The sequence below is a fragment of the Faecalibacterium hattorii genome, from assembly GCF_003287455.1.
GTDB classification, from domain to species: Bacteria; Bacillota; Clostridia; order Oscillospirales; family Ruminococcaceae; genus Faecalibacterium; species Faecalibacterium hattorii.
The window spans coordinates 1-13,594 of the sequence record NZ_PRLC01000024.1 but is presented as its reverse complement, the minus strand read 5'-3'; the positions used below and the strand labels follow the sequence as shown (position 1 = coordinate 13,594).

Here is a 13,594-nt window from a genome sequence, read left to right as displayed (position 1 = left end):
CCCGTGCCAGCGTGGTATTTTGTGCCCCGCTGGCACTTTTGCATCAGGAGGAAAAGAGAGACCATGAGAAGTGACAACGTGACCAAAGGCTCGGAGCGCACACCGAACCGCAGCCTGTTTTACGCTTTGGGCTACACCCCGGAAGAGCTGGACCGCCCGCTGATCGGCGTGGTATCCGCTTACAGCGAGATCGTCCCCGGCCACATGAATCTGGACAAGATCGCCGATGCGGTCAAGGCCGGTGTCCAGATGGCGGGCGGCACCCCCATCCTCATCCCCGCCATCGGCGTCTGCGACGGCATCGCCATGGGCCATGTGGGCATGAAGTACAGCCTCGCCTCCCGTGAGCTGATCTGCGACAGCGTGGAGACCATGCTGATGGCACACCAGTTGGACGGCCTCGTCCTCGTGCCCAACTGCGATAAGATCGTGCCCGGCATGGTCATGGCGGCAGTCCGAATGGATGTACCCGCCGTGGTCTGCTCCGGCGGCCCGATGCTGGCCGGCACCTACGGCGGCGAGGAAGTCAGCCTTTCCAAGATGTTCGAGGCCGTCGGCGCCTACAAGGCCGGCATGATCACCGACGAGCAGCTGGAAGACTGCACCTGCAACTGCTGCCCCAGCTGCGGCAGCTGCTCCGGCATGTACACCGCCAACAGCATGAACTGCCTGTGCGAGGCCATCGGCATCGCCCTGCCCGGCAACGGCACCATCCCCGCTGTCTACTCCAAGCGCTTGCAGCTGGCCAAGCACGCCGGTATGGCCATCATGGACATGGTCAACAAGGGCATCACCGCCCGCCAGATCATCAACGAGCGCTCCATCCGCAACGCTCTGACCTGCGATATGGCGCTGGGCTGCTCCACCAATACCGTCCTGCACCTGCTGGCCATCGCCTATGAGGCGGGCGTGCCCATCGACCTGAAGCTCTTCAACGAGATCAGCGCCAAGACCCCGAACCTGTGCCATCTGGCCCCTGCCGGCCCGACCCACATGCCCGACCTCTACGCTGCGGGCGGCATCCCCGCCGTTCAGGCCGAGCTGGCCAAGAAGGGGCTGCTGGACCTCGACGTTCCCACCGTCACCGGCAAGACGCTGGGTGAGAACATCAAGGGGGCCCGCATCCTCAACGACAAGGCCATCCGCCCCATCGAGAACCCCTACTCCCCCACCGGCGGCTTGCAGATCCTGTGGGGCAACATCGCCCCGGACGGGTGCGTGGTCAAGCGCAGCGCCGTGGCCCCGGAGATGCAGGAGCACTCCGGCCCGGCCCGCGTCTTCAACAGCGAGGAGACGGCCATTGCGGCCATCTACGCGGGCCAGATCGTCCCCGGCGACGTGGTGGTCATCCGCTACGAAGGCCCCAAGGGCGGCCCCGGTATGCGTGAGATGCTGAACCCCACCTCCGCGCTGGCTGGTATGAAGCTGGACAAGACCGTGGCCCTCATCACCGACGGCCGCTTCTCCGGCGCATCCCGCGGCGCGGCCATCGGCCACGTCAGCCCTGAAGCCGCTTCCGGCGGCCCCATCGGCCTGATCGAGGAGGGCGATATCATCCACATTGATATTCCCAACGCCAGCATCACGCTGGAAGTTTCGGACGAGGTCCTTGCCGAGCGCAAGGCCAAGTATGTGGCCCCGGAGCCCAACATCAAGACCGGCTGGCTCAGCCGCTACGCCCGTATGGTCACCAGCGCAAATCTCGGCGCGGTGCTGAAGTAAATCATTTTTAGAGAGTTCAAACAAATTGACCCTTCGGTAGTCGTACATCTGCCGAAGGGTCTTTCTATTGCGACGTTTTTCGCGCTGTGGTATACTTTCATTGGCTGTCGTCGTCACTCCATCCGTTTAAGGCGGAAGGAGGTGAGCGCTTTGGATGGCATTCTGGTGTTTCTGTCATCTGTTGCTGCGGGCATCGCGTCAAACGTTGCTTCGCACTGCATCTGTCAGTGGCTGGATAAGTTCCTGAAGGACGACGACCGCTAACTGAAGACCCCCTCGGTAGTGCAAGTACCGAGGGGGTCATTTTTGTGGCGTTTTGGATGGCTCTTAGTTTCTGATTCCAGTATAGCCCTCGCTCTTCAAAATGTCAAGCCGCCCGCTAAAAAGTTCATTTTTTGTCTTGATAAGTCATACTCATCCGAGAAAATTTGAAGAAATCATGAATTTTCTGTGTTTCTTAGATGGACAACTGCAACGTTTTCGGGTACAATGGGAGCTGTTCTTTCCGTCCGTTTTCCCACGCGGCGGATTTTTTCATCACATCACAGGAGGAACTTTCATGTTAGAAAAGATCTTTCACCTGAAAGAAAACCACACCGATGTCAAGACCGAGCTCATGGCAGGTATCACCACCTTCATGACCATGGCCTACATCCTTGCGGTCAACCCCAGCATCCTGTCGGCTTCCGGCATGGACGCCAACGCCGTCCTGATCGCCACCTCGCTGGCATCCTTTGTCGGCACGGCACTGATGGCGCTGCTGGCCAACTATCCGTTTGCTCTGGCCCCCGGCATGGGCCTGAACGCCTACTTCTCCTACACCGTCGTCCTGACCATGGGCTACAGCTGGCAGCTGGCCCTGATGGCCGTCTTCGTCGAGGGCATCATCTTCATCGTCCTGAGCCTGACCAGTGTGCGTGAGGCCATCTTCAACGCCATTCCCATGACCCTGAAGAGCGCCGTCAGCGTCGGCATCGGCCTGTTCGTGGCCTTCGTCGGTCTGCAGAACGCCAAGCTCATCGTCAACAGCGACTCCACCCTCGTCACCTACCAGCACTTTAAGGGCGAGACCTTCCACAGCATCGGTGTGGGCGCCATCCTCGCTCTGGTGGGCGTGCTCATCACCGCCGTTCTGCTGGTCAAGAAGGTCAAGGGCGGCATCCTGTACGGCATCCTGATCACTTGGGTGCTGGGCATCCTCTGCGAGCTGACCGGCATCTACATCCCGAACGCCGATGCGGGCATGTACTCCGTCATCCCCACCTCTTTCATCAGCTTTGACTTCTCCGCGCTGGGCAAGACCTTCGGTCAAGTCTTCAAGACCGATTTCTCCGGTGTTGGCATCCTGAACTTCTTCGCCGTCATGTTCTCCTTCCTGTTCGTGGACCTGTTCGACACGCTGGGCACCCTGATCGGTGTGGCGTCCAAGGCCGACATGCTGGATGAGGACGGCAAGCTGCCCCACATCAAGGGCGCGCTGATGGCCGACTCCATCGCCACCTGCGCCGGTGCTGTGCTGGGCACTTCCACCACCACCACCTTCGTCGAGAGCGCTTCCGGCGTCACCGAGGGCGGCCGCACCGGCCTGACCTCCATGACCACCGGTGTGCTGTTCCTGCTGGCTGTGGTCTTCAGCCCCCTGTTCCTGACCATTCCCAGCTTCGCCACCGCTCCGGCTCTGATCATCGTCGGCTTCTATATGATGGGTTCCGCCCTGAAGATCGAGTTCGACGACCCGGCTGAGGGCATCCCCGCCTTCCTGACCATCCTTGCCATGCCCACTGCATACAGCATCTCCGAGGGTATCGCCATCGGCGTCATCTCTTGGACCCTGCTCAACCTCATCACCGGCAAGGCCAAGGAGAAGAAGATCAGCCCCCTCATGTATATCCTGACCGTGCTGTTCATCCTCAAGTACGTGCTGCTGTAAAAGAACAGCTCTTATAGGCAACAAAAATGGATGCTGCGTTTGATCGCAGCATCCATTTTTTGTTTCTATGCGGCAGATGCACTTCCGGCGTTTTTGCGGTAGTTCAACCGCCGAACAGGCCGAAAAAGCTGGTGTGCGTCATGCCCAGCACCAAAAACAGGAGAATGAGGGCAAACAGCACCCCGATGATGATGTCCATCTGGTGCACGGTCAGCGGGAATTTGTCGTAGAGCTTCTCTTTCGGGTTCACGAAGTTCGGGTCGTTGTTGTTGAGGAAGCTTTTCTTGCCCTCCTCGCCCCGCTCCTTGGCGGCGGCGAACTCGGCCTGTTCCTTTTCGAGCTGGGCCTCCCGCTCGGCCAGCAGCGCCTCGCGCCGGGCCAGCTCGGCTTCTTTTTCGTTCAGTTCGGACATAATCGTTCTCCTTGGCTTTTTCTTCTATTATAACAAAGTGGGCCGCCCGCTGCAACGAGCGGGCGGCCCGATAGGCGCTCTCTTTTTCAGGGATTACTTCTTCGCGAGGTACTTGCGGATATCGATGGCGACAGCCACGATGATGACAAGGCCCTGCACGATGTAGGTGTAGGAGGAGTTGACGTTCATGAACTGCAGAGCGACCTTCATCAGCTCAAAGACCAGAACGCCGACCAGAATGCCGGGGACGGTGCCGACACCGCCGGTGGTGGAAACGCCGCCGATGGTAGAAGCTGCGATAGCGTCCAGCTCATAGCCCTGCGCGGTGTTAACGGATGCGCCGCCGGACTTGGCAGCCAGCAGGCAGCCTGCCAGACCGAACATGCAGGAAGCGAGGATGTAGATGCGGATCTTGGTGGCGTTGACGTTGACACCGGCCACCTCAGCGGCAGCCTCGTTGCCGCCGATGGCGTACATGTACTTGCCGTGGCGGGTCTTGTTGTACAGGAACCAGAAGCAGGCGGCCACGATCAGGGCGATCCAGATCAGAACGGGGACGCCGATGATGGTGTTGGAGGCCAGAGAGGTGAAGTCCTTGTTCAGGGAGCCGATGGGGGTACCGCCGGTGTAGACGAGGCAGATACCGTAGACGACCTGCTGCATACCCAAGGTAGCGATGAAGGGCTGGACCTTCAGGTAGCTGACGACCAGACCGTTGCACAGACCCACGATGGCGCAGATGGCGATGACCAGAATGAAGACCACCGGGGTGGGCAGGGTGGGCATATTGGGATAGAATTTACCGGCAGCACCCTCGGTCTGCGCAAAGATACAGGCGAGGCAGGCTGCGAAACCGGCCAGACGGCCAGCGGACAGGTCGTTGCCGGTGGTGATCAGACAGCCGGAGATGCCCAGCGCGATGATGTAGCGGATGGACACGTTCTTGAACAGATTGATCAGGTTCGCAACAGCGAAGAAGTTGGGGTGGATGATGCCGACGATCAGAGACACCGCGAGCATCAGGACGATAATGGCGTTGTTGCCCAGCCATTTCTTTACGGATTTACCCGTTAATTTCTTGGTAGCTTCCACAATAGACAGCCTCCTTGTTTACTGATTGGCCGCTGCCGTTTCGGGCGCGGTCTCAAACTGGGTCGCCAGAGCCATGATGTTCTCTTGGGTGGCGTCCTTGCCGTCGATGAAGCCGGTGATGCGGCCATCGCACATGACCATGACACGGTTGGACATACCGATGATCTCGCTCATTTCGGAGGAGATCATGATGATGCTCTTGCCCTGCTTAGCCAAGTCAGCAATGATGCAGTAAATTTCGTACTTTGCGCCGACGTCGATGCCGCGGGTGGGCTCGTCGAGGATCAGCACATCGGGGTTATTCGCCAGCCAGCGGGCGATCAGCACCTTCTGCTGGTTGCCGCCGGAAAGGCTCTTGATGGCGGTCTTGGGGCTGGGCACCTTGATGGCCATCTTCTCTTTGTTGGTGGCGACCAGATCGAGGATCTTCTTGTCGTCCAGCATGATGGGGCCCTTGCGCAGAGCGTCCAAGGACGCAATGGAGATGTTGTCGGCCACGCTCAGCACGCCCATGATGCCGGTGGCGCGGCGGTCTTCCGTCAGCAGAGCCACGCTCTTATGGATGGCGTCGCGGGGCTGCTTGATGTGGACCTCTTCGCCCTTGATCCAGACCCTGCCGGTGGTGTGAGCACGCAGACCGAAGATGCCTTCCATCAATTCGGTGCGCTGTGCACCGACCAGACCGGCCACACCGAGGATCTCGCCCTTCTTCAGCTCGAAGCTGCAATGGCGGAAGGAACGCGGATGGATGGAGGTGAAGTCCTCCACCTTCATCATGACCTCGTCGGAGGGGTGGTTCTCCAGCGGCGGGAACAGATTGGACAGCTCACGGCCCACCATCTTGGCGATGATCTGTTCCTTGGTCATGTTGGCAACGTCCCACTTGCCGATGTAGTGGCCATCCCGCATGATGGTAACTTCGTCAGCGATGACCTTGATCTCGTCCATCTTATGACTGATGTAGACCAGCGCAACGCCCTGATCCTTCAGCTCCCGCATGATGCGGAACAGCGATTCGACCTCGTTGGCGGTCAGCGAGGAGGTGGGCTCGTCCAAGATCAGCACCTTGCAGTTTGCGGAAACGGCCTTGGCAATTTCCACCATCTGCATCTGAGCGATGCTCAGGCTGCCCAGCTTTGCATGGGAGTTGATGTCCAGCTTCAGCTTCTTCAGCAGTTCATCGGTGTCTTTGTACATTTTGGCGTGGTCCACAATGGTGATGGGACCCGCCTTCTTGGTGGGGTAGCGGCCCAGCCAGATGTTCTCGGCCACGGTACGGGCCGGGATGGGCTGCAGCTCCTGATGCACCATCGCGATGCCGCGGTTCAGCGCTTCCAGCGGGTTCGGGATGGTAACTTTTTGGCCTTCGTATTCGATCTCGCCCTCGTCCATCTTGTAAATGCCGAACATGCACTTCATCAAAGTGGACTTACCAGCGCCGTTTTCGCCCATCAGGGCCATGACCTTGCCGGGGCGAAGCTCCAACTGTGCGTGGTCCAGCGCTTTGACGCCGGGGAAGGTCTTGACCACGCCTTTCATTACCAGACGGTATTCTGACATTCCGCAGAGCCTCCTTGTCGTTCAAACTAAGGCACCATGAGCCCTTACTAAAATAAGGCGCGTGCGCCGAGAAACCTCTCGCACGCACGCGCTTTTTAGCTTTTATCAAGCTTAGGTCTCACTGCGTACCTTGCAACCGTGAGTGATTTTCGGTCAGGATCAGAGGTACTGAGAAGCGTTCTCGGTGGTGACCTTGACGTAATCGACCCAGTAATACTCTTCGACGTCCTTGCCATCAACGAACAGCTTGGTAGCGTCAGCAGCTGCGGTAGCCTGACCCACGTCGTCGTTCAGAACGGTACCGGTCATCTTGCCATCAACGACATTCTGGACAGCTTCCTTCAGTGCGTCAACACCGACCAGATAGATGTCCTCGCCGACCTTGCGGCCAGCCTGCTCGATGGACTGCAGAGCGCCCAGAGCCATTGCATCGTTGTTGCAGAAGACGACTTCGATCTTGTCGCCGTACTGTGCCAGAGCGTTTGCAACGTCCTGCTGTGCGGTGGTCTGATCCCAGTTGTCCAGATACTCGTACAGGCACTCGACTTCCTTGCCGGCGTCGGTCAGAGCCTTGATGGAGTACTCGGTACGATACTGAGCATCGATGTTTTCGGGGTCGCCCTTGCACATGATGTAGGTGATCTTGCCGTCGCCGTTGATATCGCCCTGAGTAGAGGTCTCAAGGATCAGCTCGCCCTGATAAGTACCGGACTGGCGTGCGTCTGCACCAACGTAGCAGCACTTGCCAGCGTAGGAATCCAGAACGGCCTTGTCAGGCTCACGGTTGATGAAGACGATCGGGGTGCCGGACGGAGAGATGGTATCCACGATGGTCTGAGCGGAAGTGGTCTGGACGGGGTTGATGATCAGCACGTCCACACCCTGCTGCAGGAAGGTGTTGATCTGCTCGGTCTGGGTATTCTGGTCGTTCTTGCCATCGACGATGGTGACGGCATAGCCCATATCCTTCAGGTACTCTTCCAGATCGGTGCGGTACAGGGTCATGAAGTTATCAGCGAACTGATAGATGCAGACGCCAACGTTTGCGCTGCCGGTAGAAGCGGCTGCAGAAGAAGCAGCCACAGAGGAAGCAGCAGTAGAGGAGGCAGCGGTGGAGCTGGAGGAGCCGCCGCAGGCGGTCAGAACGCCAGCAGCACCCACAACAGCGGAAGCCTTCATGAAGTCACGACGCGAAATCATTTTCATAATATTGTTCTCCTTCATTCGCATATCACAGCAAATTTCCGAAACGCATCAAACCGCACGTTTCGTGATTCTGTTTGTATTATAACCGTCTGTCGGGCAGTTCGCAATAGAACAAATCCACAAGATTCCGCAAAGTCTTTTGTGCACTCCTCACAATTTCGCCTGTTGTATGCAAGATCGATTTTCATATCAAGCACAATTTCCGTCGAAATTGCAACATGCGTCCAAATATCCACCAAAAATCCATAAAGTCTGTCAAAGGGGTTACAGCATCCGGCGTTTTCTGCAACAAATGTGTCAAAACAGAAAAAGACCCGCTTCGCCTTTCTGCACGGACTGTGCGCACCAAAAGGACAAAATGAGTCTTTTTTTCATTTCTGCTTTCCGCAGTTATTTTTCTTTATGTTCCCGGCGGTAGCGGGTGGGGGTGACGCCAAGGGTCTTTTTGAAGATCTTGGTGAAATAGTTCACGTCCAGAATGCCCACTTCCTCGGCCACGGCGGCAATGGCATGGCTGCTGTGCTCCAGCAGCTGTGCAGCCCGGTTGACCCTCTGGGTGTTGATATAGTCGATGAGGGTGGTGCCGGTCTCCTGCTTGAACAGCGCCGACAGGTAGGACGGGCTGATGAAGCACATGGCGGCAAGGCTCTTGAGTGTCAGCGGCTCGGCGACATTCAGGTTGACGTAGTTCATCACCTTCTGGACGGCGGGCGAGTATTCCTTCAGCGAGTAGCGGCGGACATAGGCGCAGTAATCCCGCACCATCTGCCACATCAGCTCTTCAGGCACCTCATCGGCCTCCTCAATGATCCGGGCGTACTTGCTGGAGATGGCGTCAATATAATAAGGGTGCACTTTGCTGGGTTCGATGGCTTTCCGCAGCAGGGTGTTGAAGACGATCATCCGGTTCTTCTGCTGGTAAAGCGAGCCCTCGAACCGTCCGCCGTAGGTAAAGCGGGAGTGCTGGTGCATCGCCTCCACGGCGGCTTCCTCGTCGCCGCGGCCCACGGCTTCGAGGATGCGGTTCTCCGACTCGTACCTCTGCTCCAGCATCGAGATGGGGATGTCCTTCTGGAACTTGGGTTCGTTGAAATAGCGGATATCCGGCAGGAACTGGAAGGGCAGGAACTCCTTCATCTGCTTCACCTTCAGCTCGTCCTCGTGGAACATCATCCCGACAAGGACCCGGATGGTGGAGTAAAAATCGTTGGCTCCCAGCACCTTGACGCCGTTGTAGTATTCCTGCACGGCGTTCTCCCCTGCCACGCCCAGATGGCGCTTGCCCCACTTGCGGGACTTTTCGCTCCGCTGGCCGAAGGTCCACGGCCCCACGAGGAAGACCGTGTTCTCCTCGTCCGGGATGCGGAAGAGGGCGAAGTGGAGTTCAAACGTTCCCTCCACGAAGAGCAGCGTCTGCTCCGGGGTGTTGTCCAGCAGCAGTTGGCCGAACTCTTGCCAGTCGAACTGCGGGTCCAGTGAACGGCGCAGACCGTAATCGAACTCGTCCAGCCCCTCAAAAGGCGGTGTCACCCGCCGGGTGGGGATGTTCTGGGCTGCCGCCAGCTTCGTGAGCACCTGTAATGGATCAACCCGCATCGTCTTCACCGCTCCTTTTCTCGCCTGTTTTTTGCTGGTACATCATCTAATATACCAGTATACAGTATTTTTGCGGGAGAAACAAGTGGTAGATAGAGAAAAATGCCCCGCTGCCCTAGACAGCGGAGCACTCTATTTTACGGTTTTTCGAAACTTTGTTCAGGCAGTGCGATCAAAACCGACCTGCCAAGGGCTCCCCCTCTGGGGGAGCTGGCGCGAAGCGCCTGAGAGGGTTATTTATTACGGCGGGCTGCCAGCTCAGCCACATTTTCCTCGACCTTTTTCTTGTTCAGCGGGTAGAGGAAGGCCAGTGCCAGCACGATGCAGACAAAGCCGATGATGGGGGCGATGCAGGCCATATTGAAGATGCCGCGGGTGACGGCAGGATCGAAAGCCGTTGCCTCGGTGTAGCCGATGATGCCCAGCAGAGCACCCACCAGACCAGAGGAGAACGCCTGACCCAGCTTCCGGGCGAAGGAGTAGACGGAGTAGATGGTGCCGTCCTCACGCACACCGTTGCGGACCTCGGCGTCATCGATGACGTCGGTGATCATCGCCCAGATGATCGTGTTGAAGAAGCCCATGCCGATGTTGGCCAGAATGTAGCAAGCTACAAAGCCCCAGACGCTTGCCGGGCGCCAGATCAGGCAGACCAGCCAGACCAGAGCGGAGATGATGCTGGAACCCATAGCCAGCTCCTTCTTACCAAGCTTGGCAGACAGCTTGGAAGCAAAGGGTGCACAGACCACCAGCATGACCACCGTGCCCAGCAGACTTGCGGTGGACTGGGCTGCGGCGCTGCCGTAGACGTTGGGGTAAACGTAACCGGCAAGGCTCATGACGGTCAACTGGCTCAGCAGCACGAAGATGGCAGCCACAATGATGCCCAGCAGGGCCTTGTTGGTGAAGATGCTCTTGAAGATGGCGGAAGCGCTGATCTTCTGATTGCTTGCGGGCACTTCCACGCGCTCGCTCGTCAGCTTGAAGCAGACGATGTAGCACAGAATGGCGCAGATGGAGAAGACGCCCGCGATGATGGTCATGCGGGAGCCGGACATGACGGTCTTGCCGTCCACGACCACGTAGGCCACCATAGGAGTTGCCACGCCGATGACCATGTTGGCCAGCGTAGAGCCGATGGTGCGCCAAGTGGACAGATCGGCGCGGTCCTTCGGGTCAGAGGAGATGGCGGAAGCCATGGAGCCGTAGGGGATGTTGATGGAGGTGTAGAAGATGGAACCCCACAGGATGTAGGTGACGAACAGCCATGCCACCTTGAAGCCGTAAGGCATCCCGGCCAGACCGGACTGATAGATCAGGAAGGACGCAATGGCCACAGGGCCGCACATCCGCTTGATCCACGGGCGGAACTTGCCGTCCTTGTTGGGTTTGGAGTGGTCCACGATCTGACCCATGCCCACATCGGTGAATGCATCCACAAAACGAGCGATCATCATCACCATGCCAACGATGGCGGCGTTGACGCCCATGACGTCGGTGTAGAACTTCATCAGGAAGCTCGACGAAAGCAGGAAGGTGAAGTCGTTGCCGAAATCACCGAACATGTAGCCGACCTTGTCCTTCATGCCGAAGGGGGCGGCTTTCTTCATCTCATTTGCCATTGGTTTCTCCTTAACTAAAACTCGCTGTCGTTCGGAACACAGTGAAACATGGTTCGCTGTATTCATTCTGATATACTAGTATTATGACAAAGATTTAGCAATCATCGTTAGAAGAATTTTTAGGTGAAATCGTAAAATCTTACGGTTATTCTTTGTGCAATTTCACGGCTTTTTCACAAATTCTGTAGGGTTTCTTTCGTGTCCTTCTTCCGAGACGGTACAGTTCATCAGTTTCTTTTCAGACTCCGCGATCCATAATAGGTATTCTGCCCAGAAAGATCCCAATTTACCTGAAAAAAGTCTGGATTTATTGCAAATTTGTTCTATTCCCTTTTCGAAAAATCTGTCATACTGGTATCAGAAGACAATGATTGCTCCAAACCTCTCCGTCCATGCTTCTGCCACCTCCCCCAGCAGGGGAGATGGCAGAAGCATGGACGGAGAGGTTGAAGTGCGATCCAGAAAACTTTCGTATGACGAGAAAGAGGTTTTTGCAATGAACAACAAGTCCCTGCTGTACCCTGTCGTTTCCACCTCCCGCCGCGTCGTCAGCCTTGACGGCATGTGGCGCTTCAGCTTCGATGCCAAGAGCGAAGGCGTTGAGGCCAACTGGGCCAACGGTCTGCCGGAGTCCATCTCCATGCCCGTTCCTGCATCCTTCTGCGATTTCTTCACCGACAAGGAGTCCCGCGAGTACTGCGGCGATTTCTGGTACGAGACCGACTTCTTCGTGCCCGGCGAGTGGAGCGGCAAGGACATCGCCATCCGCTTCGGCTCCGCTACCCACCACGCCCGCGTCTTCGTCAACGGCGTGGAAGTGGCGCAGCACGAGGGCGGCTTCCTGCCCTTCGACGCGGTCGTCACCGACATCGTCCGCTACAACCAGTTCAACAGGCTCAGCGTCCTGCTGAACAACGAGCTGAACGAGCACATGCTGCCCGCCGGCAACACCACCGTCCTGTCCAACGGCAAGAAGGTCGCCGCCCCCTACTTTGACTTCTACAACTACGCCGGCATCCACCGCCCGGTCAAGCTGATGGCTCTGCCCACCGAGCGTATCCTCGACTACTCCGTGAAACACCGCCTGACTGCCGAGGGCGCTGAGGTCGATTACACCGTCACCACCAACGGCGACCACGAAGTCACCGTCGAGCTGTACGACGGCACCACCAAGGTCGCTGAGGCCACCGGCAAGGAAGGCACCCTCGTCGTCAAGGACGCAAAGCTGTGGAACGTCCACGCTGCTTACCTGTACAATATCGTCATCCGCATCCACGACGGCAGCGCCGTGGTCGATGAATACACCGAGAAGGTCGGCATCCGCACCTTCGAGATCAAGGACGGCCATTTCCTGCTGAACGGCAAGCCCGTCTATCTGCGCGGTTTCGGCAAGCACGAGGACGCCGATATCCGCGGCCGCGGCCTCGACCTCGCCACCGTCAAGCGCGACTACGAGCTGATGAAGTGGATCGGTGCCAACTGCTTCCGCACCAGCCACTACCCCTACGCCGAGGAGCTGTACCAGATGGCCGATGAAGAGGGCTTCCTGATCATCGACGAAGTCCCCGCTGTCGGCTTCATGGAGAGCACCATGAACTTCCTCGCCGCCAATCAGGGCAACGGCAAGAAGGTCGGCTGGTTCGAGAAGGAGACCACCCCGCAGCTGCTGGCCAACCACAAGGACGCACTGACCGATATGATCGGCCGCGACAAGAACCACGCCTCCGTCATCGCATGGAGCATCCTGAACGAGCCCCAGTGCACCAGCGAGGGCACCGAAGCTTACTTTAAGACCCTGTTCGATCTGGCTCACGAGCTCGACCCCCAGAAGCGCCCCCGCACCTACGCTGTCGTCATGATGAGCCTGCCCAACAACAGCAAGGGCCAGCAGTTCGCTGACTTCATCAGCCTGAACCGCTACTACGGCTGGTACGTCATGGGCGGCATGGGCATCGTGGACGCCGAGGCCGCCTTCCGCAAGGAGATGAACGGCTGGGCACAGGTCCTGAACGGCCGCCCGATGATCTTCACCGAGTACGGTGCCGACACCATGCCCTCCGAGCACAAGCTGCCCAGCGTCATGTGGAGTCAGGAGTACCAGAACGAGTACCTCGACATGAACCACAACGTCTTCGACAGCTACGACTTCGTGCAGGGCGAGCTGGTCTGGAACTTCGCAGACTTCCAGACCACCGAGGGCATCCTGCGCGTCAACGGCAACAAGAAGGGCATCTTCACCCGTCAGCGTCAGCCGAAGGACGCCGCCTTCCTCTTCCGCGCCCGCTGGACCAGCCTGCCGCTGGATTACAAGGGCAATCAGTAATCGCGTTTTCTCTCCAACCTTCTCATAACATGGAAAATCCCCTCCCGGCCCGTATGAAATGAACCCCAAAAGTTAGACAAAAATCAAATTAAGCGGCCCCAACGGTCTGAATCCTGTACTGCACAGGGCTC

10 protein-coding genes are annotated in these 13,594 nt (G+C 57.8%); 4 read left to right on the top strand and 6 right to left on the bottom strand.

What is annotated here, in order from left to right; genetic code table 11:
* Positions 1-63 precede the first annotated feature (63 nt).
* The 3 genes from ilvD (at position 64) to C4N23_RS13030 (ending at position 3,652) form a co-directional block, all read left to right on the top strand.
* Positions 64-1,722, top strand: coding sequence for a dihydroxy-acid dehydratase (gene ilvD, locus C4N23_RS13035; RefSeq protein ID WP_112146535.1), 1,659 nt, complete (start codon positions 64-66; stop codon positions 1,720-1,722).
* A gap of 141 nt (positions 1,723-1,863) precedes the next feature.
* Entirely contained in the window at positions 1,864-1,986 is a 123-nt protein-coding gene (locus C4N23_RS14360) for a hypothetical protein (protein ID WP_280953132.1), read from the top strand.
* Between the two features lie 295 nt (positions 1,987-2,281).
* On the top strand, positions 2,282-3,652 hold the full coding sequence (locus C4N23_RS13030; RefSeq protein ID WP_112146533.1) for an NCS2 family permease: 1,371 nt from the start codon (positions 2,282-2,284) through the stop codon (positions 3,650-3,652).
* A gap of 103 nt (positions 3,653-3,755) precedes the next feature.
* On the opposite strand, the gene C4N23_RS13025 is transcribed toward C4N23_RS13030, so the two are convergent.
* The 6 genes from C4N23_RS13025 to C4N23_RS13000 form a co-directional block, all read right to left on the bottom strand.
* Positions 3,756-4,064 (bottom strand): hypothetical protein, encoded by a 309-nt coding sequence (locus C4N23_RS13025; protein ID WP_055192324.1) that lies wholly within the window; start codon positions 4,062-4,064, stop codon positions 3,756-3,758.
* A gap of 93 nt (positions 4,065-4,157) precedes the next feature.
* The gene (locus C4N23_RS13020) at positions 4,158-5,156 is read right to left on the bottom strand and encodes an ABC transporter permease subunit (protein WP_112146531.1); all 999 of its coding nucleotides are present in this window, start codon (positions 5,154-5,156) and stop codon (positions 4,158-4,160) included.
* Positions 5,157-5,174: 18 nt separating this feature from the next.
* The gene (locus C4N23_RS13015) at positions 5,175-6,716 is read right to left on the bottom strand and encodes a sugar ABC transporter ATP-binding protein (RefSeq protein WP_112146529.1); all 1,542 of its coding nucleotides are present in this window, start codon (positions 6,714-6,716) and stop codon (positions 5,175-5,177) included.
* 159 nt (positions 6,717-6,875) lie between these two features.
* Complete coding sequence (locus tag C4N23_RS13010) at positions 6,876-7,922, bottom strand: substrate-binding domain-containing protein (RefSeq protein WP_242983802.1); 1,047 nt, start codon at positions 7,920-7,922, stop codon at positions 6,876-6,878.
* A 390-nt stretch (positions 7,923-8,312) separates the two neighbouring features.
* Positions 8,313-9,518, bottom strand: a complete 1,206-nt coding sequence (locus C4N23_RS13005; protein WP_112146525.1) for an AraC family transcriptional regulator — start codon at positions 9,516-9,518, stop codon at positions 8,313-8,315.
* A 233-nt stretch (positions 9,519-9,751) separates the two neighbouring features.
* Positions 9,752-11,140, bottom strand: coding sequence for an MFS transporter (locus C4N23_RS13000; RefSeq protein ID WP_112146523.1), 1,389 nt, complete (start codon positions 11,138-11,140; stop codon positions 9,752-9,754).
* 496 nt (positions 11,141-11,636) lie between these two features.
* On the opposite strand from C4N23_RS13000, the gene uidA reads away from it, so the two are divergent.
* On the top strand, positions 11,637-13,463 hold the full coding sequence (uidA, locus tag C4N23_RS12995) for a beta-glucuronidase (RefSeq protein ID WP_112146521.1): 1,827 nt from the start codon (positions 11,637-11,639) through the stop codon (positions 13,461-13,463).
* Positions 13,464-13,594: the final 131 nt, after the last annotated feature.

Bases quoted from the DNA above. Each gene is read 5' to 3' on its own strand.
- ilvD (WP_112146535.1), top strand. From the start codon at position 64: ATGAGAAGTGACAACGTGACCAAAGGCTCGGAGCGCACACCGAACCGC.
- C4N23_RS13030 (WP_112146533.1), top strand. From the start codon at position 2,282: ATGTTAGAAAAGATCTTTCACCTGAAAGAAAACCACACCGATGTCAAG.
- C4N23_RS13025 (WP_055192324.1), bottom strand. From the start codon at position 4,064: ATGTCCGAACTGAACGAAAAAGAAGCCGAGCTGGCCCGGCGCGAGGCG.
- C4N23_RS13015 (WP_112146529.1), bottom strand. From the start codon at position 6,716: ATGTCAGAATACCGTCTGGTAATGAAAGGCGTGGTCAAGACCTTCCCC.
- C4N23_RS13010 (WP_242983802.1), bottom strand. From the start codon at position 7,922: ATGAAAATGATTTCGCGTCGTGACTTCATGAAGGCTTCCGCTGTTGTG.
- C4N23_RS13005 (WP_112146525.1), bottom strand. From the start codon at position 9,518: ATGCGGGTTGATCCATTACAGGTGCTCACGAAGCTGGCGGCAGCCCAG.
- C4N23_RS13000 (WP_112146523.1), bottom strand. From the start codon at position 11,140: ATGGCAAATGAGATGAAGAAAGCCGCCCCCTTCGGCATGAAGGACAAG.
- uidA (WP_112146521.1), top strand. From the start codon at position 11,637: ATGAACAACAAGTCCCTGCTGTACCCTGTCGTTTCCACCTCCCGCCGC.